This window comes from Streptomyces sp. NBC_00285 (assembly GCF_036174265.1).
Lineage (GTDB): Bacteria > Actinomycetota > Actinomycetes > Streptomycetales > Streptomycetaceae > Streptomyces.
The window spans coordinates 8,433,428-8,455,828 of record NZ_CP108055.1 but is presented as its reverse complement, the minus strand read 5'-3'; the positions used below and the strand labels follow the sequence as shown (position 1 = coordinate 8,455,828).

Annotated in this window: 20 protein-coding genes; 7 read left to right on the top strand and 13 right to left on the bottom strand. The window is 69.1% G+C overall.

Going from position 1 to position 22,401, the window contains the following annotated elements; all coding sequences use genetic code 11:
• Nucleotides 1–67: 67 nt before the first annotated feature.
• The gene (locus OHT57_RS38775) at nucleotides 68–2,245 is read right to left on the bottom strand and encodes an MMPL family transporter (RefSeq protein WP_328751471.1); all 2,178 of its coding nucleotides are present in this window, start codon (nucleotides 2,243–2,245) and stop codon (nucleotides 68–70) included.
• 265 nt (nucleotides 2,246–2,510) lie between these two features.
• Here OHT57_RS38775 and OHT57_RS38770 point away from each other — a divergent pair, with 265 nt between their 5' ends.
• Entirely contained in the window at nucleotides 2,511–3,146 is a 636-nt protein-coding gene (locus OHT57_RS38770; protein ID WP_328751470.1) for a TetR/AcrR family transcriptional regulator, read from the top strand.
• A gap of 243 nt (nucleotides 3,147–3,389) precedes the next feature.
• Here the strand turns inward: OHT57_RS38770 and OHT57_RS38765 are convergent, their stop codons facing one another.
• The 4 genes from OHT57_RS38765 to OHT57_RS38750 form a co-directional block, all read right to left on the bottom strand.
• Complete coding sequence (locus tag OHT57_RS38765) at nucleotides 3,390–4,547, bottom strand: L-dopachrome tautomerase-related protein (protein ID WP_328751468.1); 1,158 nt, start codon at nucleotides 4,545–4,547, stop codon at nucleotides 3,390–3,392.
• 302 nt (nucleotides 4,548–4,849) lie between these two features.
• Complete coding sequence (locus tag OHT57_RS38760) at nucleotides 4,850–5,365, bottom strand: nuclear transport factor 2 family protein (RefSeq protein WP_328751467.1); 516 nt, start codon at nucleotides 5,363–5,365, stop codon at nucleotides 4,850–4,852.
• 66 nt (nucleotides 5,366–5,431) lie between these two features.
• Complete coding sequence (locus OHT57_RS38755) at nucleotides 5,432–6,244, bottom strand: oxidoreductase (RefSeq protein WP_328751466.1); 813 nt, start codon at nucleotides 6,242–6,244, stop codon at nucleotides 5,432–5,434.
• A 909-nt stretch (nucleotides 6,245–7,153) separates the two neighbouring features.
• Complete coding sequence (locus OHT57_RS38750) at nucleotides 7,154–7,795, bottom strand: TetR/AcrR family transcriptional regulator (protein WP_328751465.1); 642 nt, start codon at nucleotides 7,793–7,795, stop codon at nucleotides 7,154–7,156.
• Nucleotides 7,796–7,946: 151 nt separating this feature from the next.
• On the opposite strand from OHT57_RS38750, the gene OHT57_RS38745 reads away from it, so the two are divergent.
• The 5 genes from OHT57_RS38745 to OHT57_RS38725 all read left to right on the top strand — a co-directional run bounded on the left by OHT57_RS38745 (nucleotide 7,947) and on the right by OHT57_RS38725 (nucleotide 13,073).
• Nucleotides 7,947–8,858 (top strand): SDR family oxidoreductase, encoded by a 912-nt coding sequence (locus OHT57_RS38745; protein WP_328751464.1) that lies wholly within the window; start codon nucleotides 7,947–7,949, stop codon nucleotides 8,856–8,858.
• Between the two features lie 4 nt (nucleotides 8,859–8,862).
• A complete protein-coding gene (locus OHT57_RS38740; RefSeq protein WP_328751463.1) occupies nucleotides 8,863–10,023 on the top strand; it encodes a hypothetical protein in 1,161 nt (386 codons plus the stop codon).
• The gene (locus OHT57_RS38735) at nucleotides 10,020–10,958 is read left to right on the top strand and encodes an alpha/beta fold hydrolase (RefSeq protein WP_328751462.1); all 939 of its coding nucleotides are present in this window, start codon (nucleotides 10,020–10,022) and stop codon (nucleotides 10,956–10,958) included. The genes OHT57_RS38740 and OHT57_RS38735 overlap by 4 nt, the downstream gene beginning before the upstream one ends.
• A gap of 79 nt (nucleotides 10,959–11,037) precedes the next feature.
• Entirely contained in the window at nucleotides 11,038–11,949 is a 912-nt protein-coding gene (locus OHT57_RS38730; RefSeq protein ID WP_328751461.1) for a metal-dependent hydrolase, read from the top strand.
• A 23-nt stretch (nucleotides 11,950–11,972) separates the two neighbouring features.
• On the top strand, nucleotides 11,973–13,073 hold the full coding sequence (locus OHT57_RS38725) for a PDR/VanB family oxidoreductase (RefSeq protein WP_328751460.1): 1,101 nt from the start codon (nucleotides 11,973–11,975) through the stop codon (nucleotides 13,071–13,073).
• Nucleotides 13,074–13,328: 255 nt separating this feature from the next.
• On the opposite strand, the gene OHT57_RS38720 is transcribed toward OHT57_RS38725, so the two are convergent.
• From OHT57_RS38720 to OHT57_RS38705, 4 genes are all read right to left on the bottom strand, one after another.
• Entirely contained in the window at nucleotides 13,329–13,697 is a 369-nt protein-coding gene (locus tag OHT57_RS38720) for a DUF1330 domain-containing protein (RefSeq protein ID WP_328751459.1), read from the bottom strand.
• A 1,056-nt stretch (nucleotides 13,698–14,753) separates the two neighbouring features.
• Entirely contained in the window at nucleotides 14,754–15,200 is a 447-nt protein-coding gene (locus OHT57_RS38715; protein WP_328751458.1) for a hypothetical protein, read from the bottom strand.
• A gap of 437 nt (nucleotides 15,201–15,637) precedes the next feature.
• Nucleotides 15,638–16,825, bottom strand: a complete 1,188-nt coding sequence (locus OHT57_RS38710; protein ID WP_328751457.1) for a N(5)-(carboxyethyl)ornithine synthase — start codon at nucleotides 16,823–16,825, stop codon at nucleotides 15,638–15,640.
• A 74-nt stretch (nucleotides 16,826–16,899) separates the two neighbouring features.
• Nucleotides 16,900–17,184 (bottom strand): hypothetical protein, encoded by a 285-nt coding sequence (locus tag OHT57_RS38705; protein ID WP_328751456.1) that lies wholly within the window; start codon nucleotides 17,182–17,184, stop codon nucleotides 16,900–16,902.
• A gap of 686 nt (nucleotides 17,185–17,870) precedes the next feature.
• On the opposite strand from OHT57_RS38705, the gene OHT57_RS38700 reads away from it, so the two are divergent.
• Nucleotides 17,871–18,962: a fatty acid desaturase family protein gene (locus OHT57_RS38700; protein WP_328751455.1), complete on the top strand. Its 1,092-nt coding sequence runs from the start codon at nucleotides 17,871–17,873 to the stop codon at nucleotides 18,960–18,962.
• 234 nt (nucleotides 18,963–19,196) lie between these two features.
• Here the strand turns inward: OHT57_RS38700 and OHT57_RS38695 are convergent, their stop codons facing one another.
• The 4 genes from OHT57_RS38695 to OHT57_RS38680 form a co-directional block, all read right to left on the bottom strand.
• On the bottom strand, nucleotides 19,197–19,748 hold the full coding sequence (locus OHT57_RS38695; RefSeq protein WP_328751454.1) for a YciI family protein: 552 nt from the start codon (nucleotides 19,746–19,748) through the stop codon (nucleotides 19,197–19,199).
• Between the two features lie 55 nt (nucleotides 19,749–19,803).
• Nucleotides 19,804–20,349, bottom strand: a complete 546-nt coding sequence (locus tag OHT57_RS38690) for an ATP-binding protein (RefSeq protein WP_328751453.1) — start codon at nucleotides 20,347–20,349, stop codon at nucleotides 19,804–19,806.
• Between the two features lie 164 nt (nucleotides 20,350–20,513).
• Entirely contained in the window at nucleotides 20,514–21,713 is a 1,200-nt protein-coding gene (locus OHT57_RS38685) for a PP2C family protein-serine/threonine phosphatase (protein WP_328751452.1), read from the bottom strand.
• Nucleotides 21,714–21,945: 232 nt separating this feature from the next.
• Nucleotides 21,946–22,284 (bottom strand): STAS domain-containing protein, encoded by a 339-nt coding sequence (locus OHT57_RS38680; RefSeq protein WP_328751451.1) that lies wholly within the window; start codon nucleotides 22,282–22,284, stop codon nucleotides 21,946–21,948.
• Between the last annotated feature and the right edge of the window lie 117 nt (nucleotides 22,285–22,401).

Here is a 22,401-nt window from a genome sequence, read left to right as displayed (position 1 = left end):
CCCCCGTTCACGGCGGCAGCGAGGGCCGAAGTGCACCGGTGAAGACGCTTCGGCCTCTCGGGAGGGTTCAGCCCGTGGGGACGGGGACCCGCTCGTCGGTGTCCTCCGGCACGTCGGTCTCCTTGATGCCGAACCGGTCGTAGAAGCGGGCGAGCGGGCCCGGAGCCCACCAGGCCGCCCTGCCCAGCAGTCTCATGACGGCCGTTCCCAGCAGGATGCGCACCACCAGCACGTCCACCAGGACCGCGAACACCATGCCGACGCCGAACAGCTTGATGGTCAGCACATCGCTCATCCCGATCGCCGCGAGCGGCACACACATCAGCACCGCCGCGCTCACGACCAGGCGGCCGATGGACCTCAGCCCCATCGCCACGGCTTCCGTGCTGTCGCCCTGCTTGTCGTACTGCTCCCGCATCCGGGACACCAGGAACACCTCGTAGTCCATGGAGAGCCCGAAGATCAGCGCGAACAGCATGATCGGCATGTTGGGCTCGATGTTCCCCGTCGGATCGAAGCCGAGCAGGTTGTGCAGATGGCCGTCCTGGAAGATCCAGACCAGGACACCGAAGGTCGCGGACAGCGACAGCATGTTCATCGCGATCGCCTTCAACGGCAGCAGCACCGAGCCGAACGCGAGGAACAGCAGGATGTACGTCATCACGGCGATGTAGAGCAGCATCCACGGCAGGGTCTCGCCGAGCGCGTCCAGAGTGTCGTCGTAGATCGCCGACTCGCCGCCGATGTAGGCCCGGGCGCCGGGCGGTGCCGGTACCTCCTTGATCCGGTTCACCAGGTCGCGCGCGTGGGTCGAGATGGGGTTGCCGTCATAGGTGACCGACACCCGGGCCGTGGTGCCCTCCACGCCGCTGATCCGGGCGCTCGTGGCGCCCTCCGTTGCGCCGAGCCGCTCGGCGTACGCCTTCAGCGCCGCGCCCTGCCCCTTCGAGGTCCCGTCGGACTTCAGCACGAGCAGCGAGTCGATGGACTTGACCGCGTCGCCGTCGAAGTCGTGCTCCATGGCGTTGAAGACCTGGCGGCCCTCGGAGCTGCTCGGCAGCTGCTGCGCGTTGATGGAACCGAACTCGATCTTGGAGAACGGCAGGGCGAGTGTCAGCAGCAGGCCCACCGCGCCCACCACCACGACCCACCGCCGCCGCATCAGGCCGTGCCCGAACCGGTACCAGGCACCCTCGCCCGCCGCCGTCGGCCGCCCTGCCTTCTTGCGGCGCAGCGGGAAGGCATTGACCTTCGGTCCCATCACGGCGAGCAGCGCCGGCAGCGCGACCAGTGAGAAGAGCACCGCGAGCAGGACCGCTGCCACCCCGCCGTACGACATCGACTTCAGGAACGTCGACGGGAAGAGGGTCAGGCCGGCCAGCGCCGCCGCGACCGTGGTGCCGGAGACCATCACGGTGCGCCCGGCCGTGGCGAGGGTGCGCCCGATCGCCGCTTCGCCGGTGTAGCCGGCCGCCAGTTCCTCGCGGTAGCGGCTCACGATCAGCAGGCCGTAGTCGATGGCGACCGCGAGACCCAGGATCGTGACCAGGCTCATGGAGAACACGGACACGTCGGTGATGTTCGCGATGGTCCGCAGGACGGCCATCGAACCGAGGATGGAGAGCACGCCGACGAGCAGCGGGAGGAAGGCCGCGGTCAGACCGCCGAACACGACCAGCAGGAGCAGGAAGAGCACGGGGGCCGAGATGATTTCCGCGGTTCTCAGGTCTTGTTCGATCTTCTCGCTCGCCTGGTGGCCGGTGGGCACCGTGCCGCCCTGCAGCGTCTGAAGGCCGGGGGCCGGGATCTTGTCCTTGACCGCCTTGTACGCGTCCTCCTTGGCCTTCTCGCTGCTGCCGTGCAGGTTCAGGGCGACGTAGGTGGCGTGCCGGTCGTGGCTGACCTGCGCCGGCATCCTGGTCGTCCAGAAGTCCAGGTAGCCGGTCACCTCCGACTTCGGCAGGGACTTCAGTTGCTTGACGACCGCCTGCTGGAAGGACGGATCGTCGACGGTGCGGTCCTTGTCGCGGTAGACGATCACCGCGTCGGGTGTCCGCTGCGGGAACGCCTTCTCGGCGATGTGGGCCGCGCGCACGCTGTCCGAGCCGGGGTCCTGGAAGCCGAGCGGTGTCAGGGAGCCGAAGACTCCGGCGCCGTAGGCCCCGGACAGGACGGCGAACAGCAGGGTCAGTATCAGCACCGGCTTTCGCCTGCGGTACAGCAGCCGCCCGAACCCCTCAAACATGACTTCTCCTAGATCGTTGGCCGGCGCCGGACAGGACCGTCCCAAGGTCGGCGCCGAACGAACCGTAACAGTGTTTTTATTGCTCGATGCAACCCTGTTGCGTAGCTCTCATTCACAGAGTGGGCGCGTTCCTCTGCTCTGACCTGCTGATATGCGAGAGGAGCTCGTTCGGAGGCGGCGGGTCCTGGCGCGGGGCCGGGCGGACGACAACAAGTCAAAACGGTGCCGATAGGCATTCGTAACGGTGTTGCAATACGATGGCGCCATGGCCAGGCTCAAGACACACGACGAAGCACTCCGGCTCCGGCTCCTGCACCGCGCGGCCGCCACGGTCTTCGACCGCGGCACCGCCGCGCTGAGCCTGCGACAGCTCGCCGCGGACGTGAAGACCTCGACCACGGCGGTCTACTCGCTGTTCGGCAACAAGGCGGGTCTGCTCAGGAGCCTGTACGAGGAGGCCGCGCGGCTCTTCGTCGCACGCCTGGCAGCCATCCGTCCGACGGACGACCCGGCCGGCGACGTGATCCGACTTGGGCTCGTCTATCGCGAATACGCCATCGCCAACCCGCATCTCTACGCGATCCTCTTCGCCGACCGCAGCGTCCAGTGCCCGTCCGAGTCGGAGTCGGAGAGGCCACGTGAGGCCATCGAGACCTACCGGCCCCTCGTCGACGCCGTGCGGCGCGGACAGCAGGCAGGGCAGTTCAGTCCGGAGTCCGACCCGGAGGTCATCGCGCTGTCGGTCTGGGGAACGGCCCATGGCCTGGTGTCCCTGGTGCTGTCGGGAAACGAGCCGCCCGGGCTCGCGGTCGCCGACTGCTACGAGCGGGCCTTGGGGGTATTGGTAGCGGGCTGGCGAGTGAGCGAGGGGAAGGTTCAGGCGTTCGCGGACGTGCCGTGAGCCCGGAGCCGGTACGGCTCCGGGCCTGAACGTACGGATCAGCGCCTTGAGGGCGTGGAGTTGTACGGAGACTGTCGAGTTGTACGGAGACCATGGCCTGCCCGAAATCGACCGCAGCGCCGCGCACTGCACCGGCAAGCCCTGCCCCGCCCGGGTCCGCGCCCGGGTCGAGGCCGCCCGCTGTACGGCCGGGGTGCACACTGCTCCCCCGCCCAGGCGGCCGCCCGACGCGGGCCGGCGAGGTCACACGAGCTTGACCGGCCCGGCGTCGATCGGCAGACGGACCAGGAGGTAGGGCTTGCGGCGCAGGTCCTGGCCCTCGTGGAAGGGCGACAGCCGGTTGAGCTGGTTGGCGATGGCGTACAGGTGCCGGTCCGCGGCGACGGACAGGGTGTCGACCCAGATCAGATCGTGACCCTGGGCGAGGGTCCGGTAGGTGCCGTTCGGGCTCCTGCGCCAGATCGCGTTGTGTTCCAGGTCGCCGCCGTAGAGCCGTCCCTTGTCGTCGCTCTCCAGACCGTCGGCCATCGGTTTGAACCCGAGGTCCTCGACCGTCGCCGCCACCTCGGCGTCCGTGGCGTCCGGATCGGCGAGGGCGTCGATGGACACGCTGTGCAGCCGGCGGCTGGAGAGCGGGCAGTAGTAGAGGCGCGTGCCGTCGGCGCTGAGAGCGATGCCGTCGGAGCCGGTCTCGTAGTACGTGGGTTCGCCGCCCGCGGGGCGGACCATGAAGGGCTCGCCCTCGATGACCGGAAGGAACTGCGTGTCCGGGAGTGCCGAGGGGTGCCCGGTCAGTCGCCGCCGGGAGCGGCCGGTGGCGAGGTCGACCACGATGATGCCGTTGGAGCCGCCCGAGTCGGTGATGAAGGCCGTGCCCTGGGCGCCGCGTCGCAGGTCGAAGCGCACGTCGTTGGGGTAGCTGTTCGCCGGCACCACCTCGGGCGGGAAGAGGATCGTCCGTACGATCCGGTCGGTGTGCAGGTCGACCGCCACGAGCTTGGGACCGCCGTAGGACGACCCGGCGAACCCCGGGCTTCCGGTGTCGAGGATCCACAGCCGGTCGGCCGGGTCGACGACGACGCTCTGCACCGACTGGAAGTGCCCGGCCAGGTCTGAGGGGTCCTGACGGTTCACCTCGGCGTCGGGATAGGCCACCGGCTTCCCGCCGCGCAGTTCGGCGACGGTGAACGGGACGTCGTCGCCCCAGCGGGGAAAGTTGACGAAGATGCGGCCTCGGCGCGAGACGGTGACACCCGTCGGCATAGCGCCCCAGAAGCGGGCAACGACCTCGTAGTGACCGGCTGTTGACCCGGAAGCGGAGGCGTAGGCGTAGGCGGGTCCGGCGAGTTGGGTGGCGGCCAGCGACGCGGTGGTCGCCGTAAGGAACGTACGTCGTTTCATGGCAGCGTCTCCTGTTGGGTCAAGTTCCTGGAAGGCGCGGCGAGTTGCCGCATCACCTCGGCGCGTGGGGGGGGGGATTGGCCGGACGTTGCCGTGGCCGGTGAGGGACGGTGCCTCCAGCAGCCGCTCTCGGGAGTCGGCTTCGCCCGTGGGGTCAGGGCGCGCTGGAGCCCACCTGGACGGCAGATACCTCGTGCGTTCCTGCGACCTGAAGCTGTCTGCCGGGGACATCGCCTGCGGCTGCCGCCAACTCCTGGAAGGGGAACGGGGCCAAACGGCCGGTGGACCTGGTGCTCTCAGGTCTACCGGGCTGTCGGCCGGGTCTTCGCGACCATGCTGCTGTCCCCCGAGGAGACCATCGCGTGAATGGGTACAGTGCTGACGCTCATGAGCGCCGCAAGGCCCCGGCGGCCCTGCTGGCGGGCGAGCGCCGGACCCATGAGGTGCATCAGGGCGGTGAGGGCCGGCATCGGACGCCCGAAGAGCGTGATCTCCGTGATGCGTGCTTGGTCGTCGAGCCGCAGCATCTGCACCTCCTCGAACTGCTGGGACCCCACCCGCGCCCGGTAGACCAGGGCGTATACGTCGCCCTCGCCGGTCTGGGTGTGGTAGCGGACGTCCTTGACCGCCGCGAACGCCACGGTCAGGAAGTCACGCAGCTGGTCAGCTCCCTCGAAGCGGAACTGGTCGGTGAGCGGCGAGCTGAGCACGACGTCCCGGCTCAGACACGCGACCGCGGCGTCGACGTCACCGCGTTCCTCGGCGGAGCGCCAGCGCGCCACGGTGGTGGCGGCGGCGGAGTGCAGCGTCTCGGACATGGGTCTCTCCCGGTATCAACGGCGCGAACGAGTTTGTGGGTGGACGGGGTTTGCGGGTGGTGGGTGTCAGCCGGCGAGCTTGTTCATGCTGCGGATCTGCTTGTCCAGGACCCAGGCGGGAACGAAGCGGAGCATGCGCGCGCGTCCGGCCATGGGACCGGCGGCGTAGCGCAGTTTCGGCTTGGTGTCGGTGGCGGCTGTGACGATCGCCTTGGCGACCACGGCGGGGTCGTCACCGCTCTGGATCGCCTCCGCCATCAGGCGGTCGAAGACGTTCCGCTGGTCGGCGTAGGTCTGCAGGGGGGTGTCGGGCTTGGCGCTGTTGGCCTCGAACCCGGTGTTGGTGTAGGCGGGTTCGACCAGGAGTGAGCGGACGCCGTACTGCCGGACCTCGTGGTCCAGGGACTGGGAGTAGCCCTCGATCGCGTGCTTGGACGCGCCGTAGACGGCCATGTAGGGAGCGGGGATGAAGCCCTGCACGGACGAGAGGTTGATGATGCGGCCGCGTCCCCGGGCACGCATGTGCGGCAGGACCTCCCTCACCATGCGCATGACCCCGAAGACGTTGATGTCGAAGACGCCCTGGGCCTGCGCGAGGGAGGTCTCCTCGGCCGCGCCGATCGAGCCGATGCCCGCGTTGTTGACCAGGACGTCGATCCGCCCGAACCGGTCGATCACCTGCTGGACCACCGCGGTGACCGACTTGTCGCTCACCACGTCGAGGTCGAAGAACGTCACACCCCGGAGAGGGGCGACCCGTGAGGTGTCACGGCCCGTACCGGCCACCTCGAAACCCGCCGCGACCAGCGCGAGCGCGGTCTGCTTGCCGATGCCGGAGGAGGCGCCCGTCACGAGGGCCACCGGTCGATTTGTCGTCATCATGCACTCCCGAACCCTTGAAGGAAACCGATCGGTTTCGCCTTGCCTCACTGTAAACCGTTCGGTTTCCAGTGCGCAAGCTCTCAAGCAGGGAACTGATCCCGGGGCACGTCACAGGCCGGCTTCAGGCCGAGCCGACCGGCGCCCGCCGGCATGGCGGCACGCACCGGATGAGCAGGCAGGAGAGATGTGGGAGCGCCATCCCCGCGCTGCGATGGCGAGTTCGCGCTCAAGGGCCGCTACGGCACCTCTGCCGAGGCGATTGCCAAGCGTGTCTCGGCCCATCCCGAAACGCCTCGGATGTAGATGCAGGGATACGCCGTCACGGCAGCCGCCGACGCACGGGCAATGACCAGATCGGCGAGCGTCCGGGCCGGCAGGACGAGGCTCCGGGAAACGGTGATCGTGCCCTGCCGCTGGGCGCCGATGCCGACAAGACCACAGCCTCCCCCGCGCCCGGCTGCTCATCAATTCCCTTACGATCACCGGGCTTTGCCCCGAATGCCGGGGAGCAAGGGCGTCAAGTCACGCGGGCCGTGGGCGCCATGAGCCCGGCCCCGGCGGGAAAAATGCCGTCAGCCCTCCCCTGATCCGGTGTGCCACCTGGCTCGCAGGGCAGGGCACTCAGCGGGCCTGGGCATGTGCAGGCATCCAGCGACAACGGCAGGGTCGGGTCCGTCGCGGGCCAGGACCCGGGGCGCGCGCCAGCAGGCGCAGGCGGCAGGTGATCCGCGATCGTTCAGCAGCTCCCGCGCCGCGACGCCCGCCATGGTTCGCGGCCGCTCAGCCCGATCGCGCTGCGGCGCTTCCGGATGGATGACGGGTATGAGACCCGCCCGACAGTCGAAAACCAGCAGGTGCCCCGCACCTGCGTTCATCGCGCGCCTGAAGGAATCCGGGCCTGCGCGGTCAGGGCTGATCGCTGATGGCTCGGTAGGCCGCGATGTACAGGGTGTGGCACAGGTCGACCAGTTCATCGACGGTGGCGTTCTGGTGGCCGAGTGTCCAGTCCACGAGGAGTTCGTTGACTCCGCCGACCAGGCTCATCGCGGTCATGGTGAGCCGGCTGGAGGGGGCTTCCGGGGCGGGGAGCGGTCCGACGACCGCGGCAACCATTGCGGCGAATTCGTGCAGGACCTCACGGCGACGCACTTCGAGGCGAGGGCTGGCGCCCACGACCTCGATGAGCACCAGGCGGGCCATGCGGGCGTCGCCGGCCAGTGTGCGGATGAACACCTCAAGGCCGGCGCGCAGTTGGGCGTCGATATCGGGTGCGGCAGCGGCTGCGGCCTGCGCGGTTTCGGCGCTGATCGTAGCGATCAGGTCGTTGTAGACCCCGGCGAGAAGGTCTTCGCGGTCGCGGAACGACTCGTAGAAGTAGCGCTGGGTCAGTCCGGCATGCGAGCACACCTGCTTGACGGAGACCGAGGCGTATCCGGACGTGCCGAACAGGTCGAGGCCCGCCTGGATGAGGCGGATGCGGCGCTCCTGCTGTCGTTGCGCCGCTTCACGTCCGCCGTAGCGCCGCCCGGCGGTCTGTGTGCCGGTCATTTCTCCCCTTCGCAGAGGTGTTGACACCGGTGTGCTCCGAACTGACACTCTAGCTTGTCAGTTCATCTGACACGCCAACGTGTCAGAAGCGTGTGGGGCCGCTTGCCGCTCAGCGGTCCACTCGCGCTCAGGGCAAGGAAGGGGCTCGACCGTGGCAGCACCGCCCAAATACCCGCACACGTCCAGCCGGAGAGACCGCGACAGGCTCCCCCGCACACAACCGCTGACCGGCCGAGTGATCGCGGTCACCGGGGCGGGCCGCGGGATCGGGCGTGCCGTGGCAGCCCGGCTCGCCGCGGCCGGAGCCGCCGTGGCGATCGGCGATCTCGACGCGGGGCTTGCCACGGAGACGGCCGGCGCCATCGGCGCGCGTCCCGGTGGCCGACTGCTCGGGCTGTCTCTCGACGTCACCGACACACCTTCCTTCGATGACTTCCTGCGCACGGTCGAGACCGAGCTGGGGCCGATCGACGTACTGATCAACAACGCCGGGATCATGTGGGTGGGCCCCTTCGAGGAGGAACATGAGGAAGCCGCCCTGCGCCAGTTCGACGTCAACGTCCACGGCGTACTGCGTGGGATGAAACTCGTGATCCCGAGGATGCGGAAACGCGGGCGCGGCCACGTGGTGAACATCGCCTCCGCCGCCAGCAAGGTCGCTCCGGCAGGCGAGGCGACCTACGCGGCGACGAAGCACGCCCTGCACGGGTACAGCACAGCCGTCCGCGCCGAACTGCGCGGCACCGGCGTGCACGTGTCCCTGGTGATGCCCGGCGTCGTGGACACCGAGCTGGCCGTGGGTACCGCGACCGGTCCCACTCGGCGCCTGACGGCGGATCAGGTGGCCGACGCGGTGCTCGACGTCGTGCTGCGCCCGCGGTTCGAGGTCTTCGTTCCACGCCAGATAGCCGCCCTGACCCGGCTGGCCGCGGTGCTGCCGGGCCGTGCCCGCGACGCCCTGCATCACCTCCTTGTCCCCGACCAGCTCGCCGCCCTGTCCGACCGGTCGGTCCGCGCGGCCTACGAGCAGCGCACCCGGACCGCCCGCCTGCCCGAAGGATGAGCCCGTGACCACCACGCCCAAGTCGGCGCCCAGCGCGAAGAAGGCCCAGGCCATGGCTCAGGACGAGGCCCAGGACGCCGCCGCTCCGCGTCCGATCCCCGAATTCGAGGGTGTCCACGACATATGGCCCCGCGGTGACCGGCTGCGCGCCGTGCGCAGTGCGGCGGCCTCCTACCGTGAGCGGTTCATCCAGCAGGGCCGCATCCACGCCGTCCGCAGTTTCGACATCGCCGCCGCCCCGTACCCGACCCGGTTCGGCTTCCACGGCGCCGCACTCGCCGTCAACCCGTTCGTGAGCATCGTCAACCGGATGCTCGTCGTGCAGTTCGACGGCTTCGACGGTGAGCCGAAAACACTGGTGTGGGAGCCGACCGTCGCCGCCGGAACGGCTCAAGCGCCGTTCTACGCCCAGCTCAAGCGGCTGGCGGGGGACTTTCTCACCGAGCACGTCTTCGCCCGCTTCTACCAGGACCCGAACACCGTCCTGCCCTCCTGCGGTCTGCGACCCGAGGACGTGGACTTCGTCAGCTTCGACCACCTGCACGTCCAGGACGTGCGCATGATCATGGGAAGTACCAGCACGATTCCGGGCGAACGGGCGCCCCGCGAAGCCCTGTTCCCGCGCGCCCGGCTGCTGGTGCACCGCAGGGAGCTGGGCACCTTCGAATCGGTGCATCCGATGCAGTGGGCCTGGTACGTCGACGGAGGCATGGACGGGGTACCGGACGAGCGCGTCACCGCATTCGACGGCGATGTCGAACTCGGTGTCGGCGTCAGCCTGTTGTGGACCCCGGGCCATACGGACGGCAACCACTCCCTGGTGCTGAACACTCCCGACGGGGTGTGGGTCTCCTCCGAGAACGGCATCTCGGCCGACAACTGGCAGCCCGAGCTCTCCCGCATCCCCGGGGTGCGCCGTCACGCCGCGTTCTACGGCCATGAGGTGGTCCCCAACGCCAACACTCTGGAGGACTCTCTCGACCAGTACGACTCCATGGTCAAGGAGAAGACCCTCGCCGACCCCAGCCGGCGCGATCCGCGCTGGCTGCAGATCCTGCCCTCCTCGGAGCTGGCCCCCTTCAAGCGGCACTGGCCGGTGCTGCCCAGCTTCTTCCACGGCGGCCTGAACTACGGCGAGTTGACCCCTGCCAGCGGTGGCCGATGACCGGCCCGGCCGCCCGCCGGATCGCCGTGGACGGCGCGGACGGCGTGGAGTTGGCCGCCTATCAATGGGGAGCGTCCACGGCTCCTCCGGTGGTGCTGGTCCACGGCTATCCGGACACCAGCGCCGTGTGGCACCCCGTCGCCGAGCGCCTGGCCGACCGCTTCCACGTCACCGCCTTCGACGTGCGGGGAGCCGGAGCCTCCCACCGGCCCAGGGGTCTGCGCGCCTACCGGATGTCCCGTCTGGAAGCCGACCTGGAGGCGGTCCTCGACGCCGTGAGCCCCGATCGTCCGGTGCACCTGGTCGGACACGACTGGGGATCGATCCATTCCTGGGAGTCGGTCACCGGCACCCGCCTGGCCGGACGGATCGCCTCGTTCACCTCCATCTCCGGACCCTGCCTGGACCACGTCGGCCACCTGATCCGGGCCCGCCTCCGGCCGCGGCATCCGGATCTGCCGAAGATGCTGCGGCAGGCCGCACGGTCCTGGTACATCGCCTACTTCCATTTCCCGCTCCTGCCCGCCCTGACCTGGCGAGCACTGGGACACCGCTGGCGCACCTTCCTCACCGGCTCCCAAGGCGTGCCCAGGGACACCCCCTACCCCGCGCAGACGCTGGCCCGCGACGCCGTATCCGGCACCGCGCTGTACCGCGCCAACATGCTGCCCCGCCTGCTGCGTCCCCGGGACCGGCGAACCACCGTCCCGGTTCAACTCATCATCCCCACCCGCGACTTCTGCGTCACCCCGGTGCTGTCGTACGGAGTGGAGCACTGGACGGGCCGGATACAGCGGCGCCCCATCGACGCCGGGCACTGGGTACAGCTCAGCCACCCCGAGGAGATCGCGTCCCGGATCGCGGAATTCGCCCACCGCATCGAAGACGGCTCCCGCTGCACTCACACTCCGGACCGCACCGCGCACCCGATCTGACAGCCCAACAGACCGGCAGTACTGGACGACTGCCCGACCGCCCCTTCGCACACACCGACCGCTGACGGAGGAACCTGCCATGTTCCGAGCCGCACATGCCCACCCGGAGCGTCCGTCCGAGCCCATCGACCACCACGACCTGGTGCTGCAACCCCGGGACGTCACCTTCGACTGGGGCGCCACCCCGCTGCACTGGCTGCCGGGTGAGCCCTTCGCGACCCACACCTTCGATGTGCTCCACCTCATGCTCCCCGAACTCGAACGCTGGTTCGTGCGCACCTTCGAGCAGGCACTGCCACTGATCACCGATGACCGGCTGCGCGAGGACGTACGCGGTTTCATCGGCCAGGAAGCGATGCACGCCGAGGCGCACCAGGAGGTCCTGGAGCACCTTCTCGCCAAGGGGCTGGACCCGGCTCCGTACACCCTGCAGTCCGAATGGATCTTCCGCAGGGTGCTCGGAGACCGGCCGGAGCTGACACCGGCCGCCACCCACGCGCACCTCCTCCAACGACTCGCCCTCATAGCGGCCTTCGAGCACTTCACCGCGTACATGGGTCACTGGATTCTCAGCAACAGGCGCCTGGACCAGGCCGGCGCGGACCCCGCGATGCTCGATCTGTTCCGCTGGCACGGCGCGGAAGAGGTCGAACACCGCTCGGTCGCGTTCGACCTGCTGGTGCACCTCGATCCCCGCTACCGGCGCCGAATGGTCGGCATGCTCGTCACCGCTCCGGTGCTGACCCGGCTGTGGATCCGCGGAGTCCGCTTCCTGATGAGCACCGACCCCGAACTCGACGACCGGGTCAAGGTCCGCTTCCGCGACTACCTGACCGCGGCCCACAAGGACCTGTTGCCCCCGCCGGGCTCGTTCGCCCGCTCGGTGCTGCGCTACTTCCGCCCCGGCTACCACCCGACGCAAGAGGGCTCGACCCAGCTGGCGGTCGCCTACCTGGCGGCGTCCCCCGCTGCCCGAGCGGCTGCCCAGTGACCCGGCGACCAGCGAGGAATGCCATGGACGTCAGCACACCCCTCACCCGGCCGCCGGACCTGTACGGCAGACCGCGCAGCGACGCCTTCATGCGGAAGCTGGCGGCGTTCAGCGACAACGCGGTCACGCGCCTCGCGCGGCGCAGCAAGCCCCCTAGGCGCCCGCCGGCCACCGAGATGCCCGTGATCCGGGAACTGGTGGTCGCCGCCAAACACCAAGAGGCCGAGGACGTCGTCTCCCTGCGGCTGGCAGCACCCGACGGGGCAATGCTCCCGCCCTGGCAGCCCGGCGCCCACATCGAACTGCACCTGCCCTCCAGCCGCAGGCGGCAGTACTCCCTGTGCGGCGACCCCGCCGACCGGTACCGGTACCGCATCGCGGTGCGCCGCATCGCCAACGGGGCAGGCGGTTCGGCCGAGGTACACGACACTCTCGGGGAGGGTATGAGGGTCGCCATCACCGGGCCCCGGAACGCCTTCCCCTTCGCCGCCGAGGCATCCATCCTGCTCATCGCGGGCGGCATCGGCATCACCCCCATCCTGCCGATGGCCCGAGAAGCCGCCCGCCGCGGGCTGGACTGGCGGCTCGTGCACACCGGCCGCAGCCGCGGCTCGATGCCCTTCGCGGCAGAACTGGCCGAACTCGCGGCCACAGCCCCTGACCGGGTCTCCATCCGTCCTGACGACGAGTCCGGCGCGCCCGAAACAGCCGATCTGTTGAACTTGAGCCCGGCGGCGGGTGCGGTGTACTGCTGCGGGCCCGCGCCCATGATCGACGGCGTTCGGCGCGCGTTCGGTGACAGCCGCGCGTCCGCCCTGCACTTCGAGCGTTTCGCCCCGGCCCCGATCAAGGACGGCCGTCCCTTCGAACTCCAACTGGGCGACACCGGACGGGTTCTGCCAGTGCCGTACGACCGCTCCGCCCTGGATGTTCTCCAGGAGGCCCTGCCGGACCTGCCCTTCTCCTGCCGCCAGGGGTTCTGCGGAACCTGCCGGGTACGGGTGGCCCAGGGCCACGTCGATCACCGTGACCGCCGGCTCACCGCCACCGAACGAGCGGCCGGCGCCATGCTGCCCTGCGTCTCGCGTGCACCGGAAGGAGAGCGGTTGGTGCTGGAGGTGTGAGCGACGACCGAGCGCCCGTCGAGGAAGTCTTGCGTGACGCCCCCGGCCCTCTTGCCAACGCCGCAAGGTCGTGTCCGCAAGGTCGTCGATCACGTTGGGAGACTGCCCGGATCGCACCGCGGCCAGTTCTGGTATCGACTCCTTGGAGGGGCGGTCCGCCAAGACCGCCCCTGACACGCCATCAGCCAACTACACTCCGGGCGATGCCTCTCGGCCAGGCCAGGAAGCGAAACGCTCTCCGTAGCAATGCGGGTTTTAAGGCTTGAGCACCGCCAGTACATCGTCGAGCGAAACGTTGGCGGGGTCACTCATATCGAGACCATCGAACGTCTGCCAGACATAGGACGTCGTCCCGTTCTCCCGCAGCGAATGGAAGTCGGCCAAGTCCGGAGCGTCCCGGAACCTGTTGAACGCCTCTTCGGACTCCCATTCGACGGCAAACAGAACCTGCCGTGGCGCGAGGTCACCGGCCACGTTGTCCCGGAAACGACCAAACGCCACCATTCGGCCACCATATTGCGGAGCCACTTCAGGCAAACGGCGGAAGTACGCGAGGTACTTCTCCAAGTCGGACACGTCAAACATGTTCAGGGCGTAGAACTTCTTCTGCGAATTCGCAGTCATTACAAATACCCTCTCCGGTATCAGGAAACTGGCGTTCGCTGCTCTAGGCGGGCGCGGGGCACCGACAGCAGGCCGCATGCATTGTTGATGATGATGATGACGTCGGTCGCGACTTGCGCCATCTCGGAGACCGACTTTGAAGAACGCGCTTCCAGCGCTCAGGTGAAGAATGAGGTTGCGGGAATCTGAGTACGCCTCCGGCGCCGTTGGGTACACCTTTTTGGCCCCGCGCGGCGCCCAGCCTCGTCGACCAACGCCACACCGAGGCCAGAGTTGCACTGGTCAAACTGGCGCAGACACCACCAGGCAACAGCCCGCCCCAGCCACTATCGAGGACGATCCGCCGACAGACCTGTCGAATAGATCACGAAACCGCACTGGAGTACTGGGCGGTTGCCCTTCGGCGTCGCAACGGCGCAGCCATCCGCACTCCTGGGTAATGGGGTTCGAGACTCACCCGCCTCCGCGACGAGAAGCCGATCGGTCTCCCTCATCGTAAACCGATCGGTTTTCGCGCGCAAGTCCGAGCGAAGGAGAGCCGTTCGGTGCGCCCCGATGTCCGCGCGGCCTGGCTGTTCGTGGTTGGTTTGCGGTTGGACAGTCCGGCGACGCCCGGCCGTGCTGCCGCCTCCCCGCCCTGGCCACCTGTCGCAGGGCGCGCCGAGTCTGAACGACCCCAAGGCCGCACCCGCACCTCAGAACGCGGCCGGTGACGACGATTCCCCCGGAGTCTTGGCCTATCTGATCGCCGCGGGCCTCAGCGTGGCGGTGGGATTCGTAGGTTCCGCCGCCATCACGGCCTACGTTGACGAGGCGATGACACCGTGGCCGGCCTTCATCGTGGGTGGCGCCGTGCCGTTCATGCTGGAGAGGATCACGCTGTCCGTGCCGTTCCTCGTCGGTGTGACGCGGGAAGGCTTCAGGCAATGCAGGCGCAGGCAGCGGCTCAGGGCCAAGAGCAGTCGGCCTCCGACCCCAGCGGCCAGGCGGGCAGGTGAGCGCGTTGCCGACGGCCTCGCTCTTCCGACGAGTCCTTGCCGTGTACACCCGCCAGGGTCAACCGACGAACCGCACCCGCGGTGCCTCCGGCACGTCCACCTCGTACGGGACCGTCCACAGCTCGAAACCTTCTCGACGGCAGGTGAGGACCAGGCGCATCGGCAGGTTGAGCCACTTGTCCCGCCACCGTTCCTCCCGGTCGTTGCCGTCCCACCAGAGGGGTGAGCGCGTGCGCTCCAGCGCGAACGGCCGTCCCCTGCCCACGGCGAGAGCGAACGGGACGACCGTATGCCCGTTCCGGTCCGCGCCGTCGGAGCCGGGCACGAACCGCAGCGGTCCCCACACCTGGGCAGCCACCTGCTCCTCGGTCGGTCCCCCAGCGAGCCGGGGCGTGTAGTCCATGTCGTCGCTCTGCGCGACCTCGACTCGGATCTCGTCGAGATGGCACAGCGGAAGCGGGCCAACGAGCCGGACGCTGAGCGTCGCCCGGTCGCCCTCACCCATCTCGATCCTCACGCTGAACTGCGGCAGCAGGTCGGCGTGCCAACGGTCCCGTTCGATGCGCGCAACCGTGTCCGCGGTGGCGTTCGCACGGCGCGCCGCCAGCCACGCGCCCCCGGTGGCGACCGCGCTGAAGACGGCCGTCGACCCGGCGACAATGGAGGCTCAGGGTGTTCCCATGAGGCGGGAGCGTAGCGGGAGTTGGAGGAACTGTTTGCCGTGACTCCCCATCAGCCTGGCAGAACCACCGTTCAGCCTCCCACCCCGCACGCCACGCGGACTCCGTCAGCGAACTCGGCGAGCTGACCGAGCTGCGTCGTCCCACGGAGGCGGGCAACTCCGACGCCGCCGATGAGCTCGTCCGACTCGCCTCGGAACAGGGCGACTTCGACGAACTCCGACTCCTGGTGGGACGCGTCTCGGCCACCGTCCGGGGTGGGTCAGGTCGGCTGCGCGACGGAGTGCGGCACCGGGGCGGGGACCGGGGTCTCGGGAGCGTGGGGGTAGGCCGCTGTCCGGTGCTGGAAGGAGAGGATCTTCGGGTTCTGGACTACGCCGTCGCGGATCTCGATGGCCTTTCTGACCGTGGTGTCGGCATCCCATGCCGCGGGCCCGCTCATGACCTTGCGCAGATACGGCAGGAGCGCCTCGCTGATTTCCCAGGTGGCCGAGTTCCACAGGTGGGACGGGCTGTGGTCCACCGCGTAGTAGTGGCAGTCCGGTCCGACCGTGGGCATCGGGTCACCGAAGGTGGTCGGACGTGCCCACGCGAAGCCCATGCCCTCGTCGCAGGCGACGTCGATGAAGAACGAGCCCGGCCGGAACAGGGCGAGTTCCTCGTCGGTGACGAACATCAGCGGCGCGTCGGTGTCCTGCAGGACACAGTTGACGATGATGTCGAATCCGGCCAGGTACTCCCCCATCGGTACGGAACCCGCCGGTGTGACGGCCTGCAGGCGCGACGCATCGTCCTCCCTCTCCTCGAAATGCCCCATCACGACCGACGGCATCGGCGAGGCCACAGCCGCCGCGGCGCGTTGGGTGAGCACCGTGACGTCGGAGACGCCCATGGCTCCGAGGCCCGTGACCGCTCCACGCGCCGTGGCGCCGAAGCTGATGACCACAGCGCGCAGACGCCGGCCGTAGCTGCCGGTCAGCCCGCCGAGCTGCAGTGCGTGCAACACCGAGCAGTAGCCCGCGAGCTCATTGTTCTTGTGGAACACATGGACGCTGAAGACGCCCGCGGCCGTCCAGTGGTTCATGGCCTCCCAGGCGATGAGGGTCAGCCGTCGGTCGATGGCGAGCTGGGTCAGCTTCTCGTCCTGCACGCAGTGCGGCCATCCCCACAGCACCTGGCCCTCACGCAGTGCGGCGACGTCCGCGTACATGGGTTTGGGCAGCAGCAGTACGTCACACTCGGCGACGAGCTGCTCACGGGAGCGCAAGCCCGCCACGAGCGGTGCGAGCGTGTCGTCAGCGACGCCGAACCGTTGGCCGTAGCCGTGTTCGAGGAAGATTCTCTCGCGTATGTCCGGGGCGATCCGGTCGAGGTGGGCGGGGTGCAACGGCAGGCGGAACTCGTTCTCCTTGCGGGAGGAGGCGAAGACTCCGAGACTCATCAGGCTCATGCGCTTCATCATCATTTCGTTGGCTTCGTGCTCGACGTGCTCGACGTACTTGCTGTGACTGCCCGATGTCCGGGTCAGGAGCCGCCGGCCCCGTGCCTGCGAACGCGTTCGGCCAGCGGGAGGGGTGTTTCGTCCAGGCCGTCGACCGACCCGCTCGCCATGCGTGCGCACGTCCCGTGGCAGGCGAGGAGTTGCTTGCCGTCACGGTGGGAGACCACCACCGCCTCCGGCACGGGTGCGTTGCCGCGTGCGTCGCGGTAGTCGGTGCCGCAGATGAGGCAGGCCAGTCCGGAGAGCGTCTCCGCGGTCGGTTCGGGACGGCCACGGCGGTGGCCGGAGATCGAGTCCTGTGAATACATGCGTCCCGCATCCTCTTGATCGGTTCGGAGCCGTGCTGAACGGTCCGGCCGTGGGGAACGGTCCGGACGTGCCGAGCGGTCGAGCCGTGCTGGGCGGTCGAGGTCCGTGCGTGTGATGTCCTGACGCATCGGGGCGACCCGGAAGCCGGGAAATCCGCTACCGCGCTGCGCGGGACCGGACAGGGAAGACAGCGTGACGGTGCGGGCCTGGAGGCATGGTGCGCTCATTTCCGGCCGGATCCGAGGTACGTCGGCCTGTGCCCTGCCCGAGGGCGACGCCGAAACGCGAGGTGCGCCCGGTGCCGCAACCGTACTCCCCCTCCGGACCCGTCCACCTGCCGGGAACCTTCCCGGCACCGCGCACGTTGGGCTCAGTGGTTGTAGTTGACGTGTGCGAACGTGAAAGCGCCCGCGGAATCGTGACAGCGGGCGTTTCGTCGTACAGGGGTGTTCTTCGACGGCCGGCGACGAACAGCCCGGAGTGGCGTGATCACCGTCGGCCAGAGCCCCGAGGGCATGCAGGCCGACCCGGTCCGCCCGTTCTGAAAAGGCACCTCCCGAGGCAGACCCGCACCGCGGACCCTGGCCCGGGCTGCTCCCACAGGATTCCCGACGCGTGCGGCATCCTGCGCACCTCCCCTTCCCTCGCGCCGTGGGCGGGTCCCGTACGTCCCGAAGGGAACACTGTGACCACTGACGTCAGCAACCGGAGCCCCGATCCGGCGCACCACGCCGAGACGACCAAGCCCCCGCCCGGCAGCCGGGGCAGCGACTACGCCGCGCTGTGCCGTGAGGTGAGGCAGAGCGGGCTGCTGAGGCGACGACCGGTCTACTACTGCGTCAAGGTCGGCGCGAACCTGCTGCTGCTGGCCGCCGGCTGGACCGCGTTCATGCTGATCGGGCAGTCGTGGTGGCAGCTGCTCACCGCCGCCTTCCTCGCAGCGATGTTCACGCAGACCGGATTCATCGGTCACGACGCCGGACACCACCAGATCGCCGCCTCCAAACGCGTCAACAACGTGCTCGGCCGCGTGCACACCAACCTGCTGATCGGCCTCAGCTACGGCTGGTGGATCGCCAAGCACAACCGGCACCACTCCCACCCCAACCACGTCGGACGGGACCCCGACATCGCCGACGGCGCGATCGCCTTCACCCAGGAACACGCCCGCATCCGCAGCGGGGCGTACGCCTGGCTGGCGCGTCACCAGGCCTGGTTGTTCTTCCCGATGCTGCTCCTGGAAGGGCTCGCCCTGCACGTCGCCGGCGTACGAGCGCTGTTCGACCGCAACGGCGCCGCGACCTCGCGGAAGACCAAGCTGGCCGACGCAGGACTGCTGACGGCGCATCTCGGCGGCTACCTCGCCGCTCTTTTCCTGGTCCTGTCCCCCGTCCAGGCCGTGTGCTTCCTGCTCGTGCACCAGGGGCTGTTCGGGCTCTACATGGGGTGCTCGTTCGCCCCGAACCACAAGGGCATGCCGATGTTCGCCAAGGACGACAAGATCGATTTTCTGCGTCGGCAGGTACTGACCTCACGGAACATCCGCGGCCACCGGTTCGTCGACTTCGCACTCGGTGGGCTCAACTACCAGATCGAACACCACCTGTTCCCCTCCATGCCGCGCCCCAGCCTGCGCCATGCCCAGGAACTCGTGCGCACGTACTGCACCCGGCACGACATCGCCTACCACGAGACCGGGCTCTTCCACTCCTACGCCCAGGTAGTGCGGCACCTCCACATGGTCGGCGGCCCGCTGCGCCCCGAGCTGGAGTACTGATCGCTTCACCGTCCGTGCCGTTCACCGCCTTCACCGGATGCCGCGCGGCACGACCTCGCTCGTACGATCCGCACGCACGAGGTCGCCCCTCTCCGATCCGCCCTGCATCCGCCCTGGGGTCAACGGGTGGATTGGCGGCGGCTCCAGGGCGCGTTCGACATCACGCTCCGCTTCGGAAGCAGCGGCCGGGCCCGCCATCCGGCCACGGCACGCGCGTTCCCGGACGTCTTCGGGTCATGACGGCCGTCCGCCGAACTGCCAGTCGTGCACCTCGATGTCGGCGTACCGGGCCGGGGTGAGGAGGGCGCGTGCCGTGTCCGGGTCCGGTGCCCGGAGCAACGCCGCCGTGCCCAGCCAGATGGCTCCGCTGTCGGACAACAGCGGCCCATAGGCGATCAGTTCGTCCTGGTCGGGCGGCACCGCCAGGTCGGCGGCCGGTCCCGTGCCGAGGCCGAGCACCAGGTACCGGTTGCCGCCGGTCCGGCCGCCGGGAAAGTCCCACATGGTGCGCCCCAGCAGGTTGCGCCACCGTCGCACCAGCACGTCCCGGTACGCGCCGGCCTGGTAGTTGGGCTCGTCGAAGGCGAACGCGCGGACCGCCGCGGGATCGGGCAGGTCGACGATGTGCACGCTTCCGGTGGGTGTCACGCCGTCGTCGGCGAAGGTCGGGCCCCGGGCGATCATCTCCTTCGCGTACTGGTCCATATAGGCCCAGTGTTCTTCCGTCAGTTCATCGCGCAGTGCCGCGGAGCCGGGCCGATCTCGGTGGTAGCAGAGGAACTCCATGCCCGAATGGTCTCTTCGAGGAGGAGTCGCTGTCGAGGTTCGAGGTCGCCGACCGCTACGGCACATCGCGGTCGGCGGTGCCGGTACCCGGGATGTCCGTCAGGGTGATCCGGGCGGTGATGCGTTTGCCGCCCGGCTCCCGTCGGATGTCGAGGTGCTGGGCGACGGCCCTGACGATCTCCAGGCCGTGCCGGCCGACGCGGTCGGGGTCGGGGTCGGTGGCCTGCAGGCTCGGCAGGCCGGGACTGCTGTCCCGGACGGTGATCTCCACCTGGGCGCCGGCGATGCGCAGTTCCATGAGGACTGGTCCGGGGGCGTACTTGAGAGCGTTGGTGACCAACTCGCTGACGACGAGCTGGGTCATGCCCACGGTGTGCTCGGAGACGTCCAGGCCGTGCTTGTCCTGGAGCCGGGTGAGGAAGTCGGCGGCGTGGCGCCGGGCCTGGGCGATGCATCCGTCGCCTCCGGTCAGGACGATGCAGGCACGCGTCGGGTCGGCATCACGCTCGGTACAGTCCCCGTCCTCGGCCTGCGACCCCACCAGCACCACCCGTCTGCTTCCCTTCTTCGCCCGCGAGTGCCCGCCGCAGCGTGCCCCCATGCATGCCGCGCACGATGTTCGGGCGCGGTCGACGTAGGTGCCCAGCCCGGGATGGTGCGGCGAGGGGCGGCGAACCGCCGGTGCGCTGCCGTGTCCGGCTGCCGGCGCCCGGCCCCGCGGGTTCGGCTTCGGCCTGCCTCATGCCGTAGCCCCCTGGGGCGTGGTCAGTGCTGCGGGTCCCGTCCGGTTTCGTCCGGTCGTCGGTGATCGCCGTGCCAGTCCAGCATCAGGACGGTGGCGTCGTCCTTGAGGCTGCCGTGGCAGGCGTCGAGGACCGCGGCGGTCAGGGCCCTGACAGCGTCTCGCGGGTGCAGCGCGCGGGTGTCGTGGATGACTCCTGCCAGGTCGGCGGCCGCGGCACCGCGTTCCTGCATGCCGTCGGTGAGCAGGATCAGCCGGTCTCCGGGGCGCAGTTGCAGCTGCTGCAGCTGGTAGGAGGAGGGTGCTGCCACACCGAAGGGCAGGTTGACCGCGAGCTTGACCTCCTCGACGGTGTCCTCGCGGAGCAGGAGCGGCCAGGGATGGCCGGCGTTGACCAGTTCGCACAGGCCCGTTGCCAGGTCGACGCAGAGCAGCTGACCGGTGGCCAGCCCGCGGCTGTGACCGAGCAGGGCCTGGTGGGCGTCGCGGGCCTGTCTGAGGGCGTCGCAGCCGCTGCGGCGGGACTGGCGCAGCGCGCCGACCAGCAGGGTGGCCAGCAGCGCGGAGTTGGTGTCGTGGCCCATCGCGTCGGTGATGGACAGGTGCAGGGTGTCGCGGTCCACGGTGTAGTCGTAGGTGTCGCCGCCGATGTCGTCGGCCGGGACCAGTCCGGCGGCCAGCGTGAACTGGGATGCCTCGCAGCATGGCGAGGAAGGCAGCAGCTGGTGCTGGATCTCCGCGGCCAGACTGGTCTTGGTGGTGCGCCGGCCCAGGTGGTACAGGTCGGTGAACCGCCCGTCCGTGACGATGATGTAGGCAAGCGCGTGGGCCGCGTCACGTACCTGACGCAGCACGGTGTCGTCGGCGCACTGCAGGGTCACTTCCAGGACACCCAGGCAGTCGCCGCGGTTGGTGACCGGCGTGATGACCCTCCGGCCGCCCTGGCCGTCCGGTTCCACATGCTGGCGCTGGCTGCGCAGGACCTGTTCGTGGACGCTGCCCTGCAGGTCGATCGGCCCGCCGTCGTCAGGGTCGTCGGGGTCAGCGCCGATCGCGGTCAGCCGTACCAGCCGCCGGCCGATGAGGTCGACGAACAGGAAGGACACCCGCTCCGCGCCGAAGCGCTTTTGCAGGTCGCGTGCCACCACGTCCACGGACTCACCGGGCGGGGCCGCTTCCGCAGCGGCCAGCAGCTCGCCCAGTTCCAGATCTCCACCCTCCACGGCAACCTCCTGTCGGCTGCCGCATCTTCTTCCCCGGATCTGCCCGCCCTCACCTGATACAGCCGTCCTCCCTGGTCAGAGGCGGGAGTCCGCGCCCGACACACCTCGTCGGCGCAGGGAATGCGCAGGGAATCGGCATCCTGTGCGGTGCCGTTGGCCCGGGAGACCAGCGGGCTCACCTTGTCCGGATGAAGCACGATTGCTCCGGCCTCGGCGGACGAGTCGTCATGGCTCAGGGGTCGGTGGCCGTGGCGGTGTCAGGGTGGAGGGGGAAGACCTGGTCGAGGCCGACCATGCCCAGGACGCGCACGGTGTCGGCGGGGACGGCGGCGAGGGCGATGTCCGCCCGGGCGGCGAGGGCGTGGTTGCGGGCGGCGAGCAGGGCGGTGATGCCGCTGGAGTCGCAGTACGTCATGCCGGCGAGGTCCAGGACGAGCCGCAGGCCCGGTCGGACCGTGACGGTGGCGAGCGCTGTCCGCAGTTCGCCGGCGCTCGTGTAGTCGAGTTCGCCGGTGATCTCCAGAACAGGACCGCTCGCAGCCTCCCGGACGGCGATCTCCAGCGGACTCATCGCGTGCTCTCCGCTGTCACCAGGTTCATCACGTGCTCTTCCGTATCAGGGGGTTCACCGTGTGCTCTCCGCTGTCAGCGCGCTCACCGCGTGCACTCCCGTTTCAGCGGGCTCATC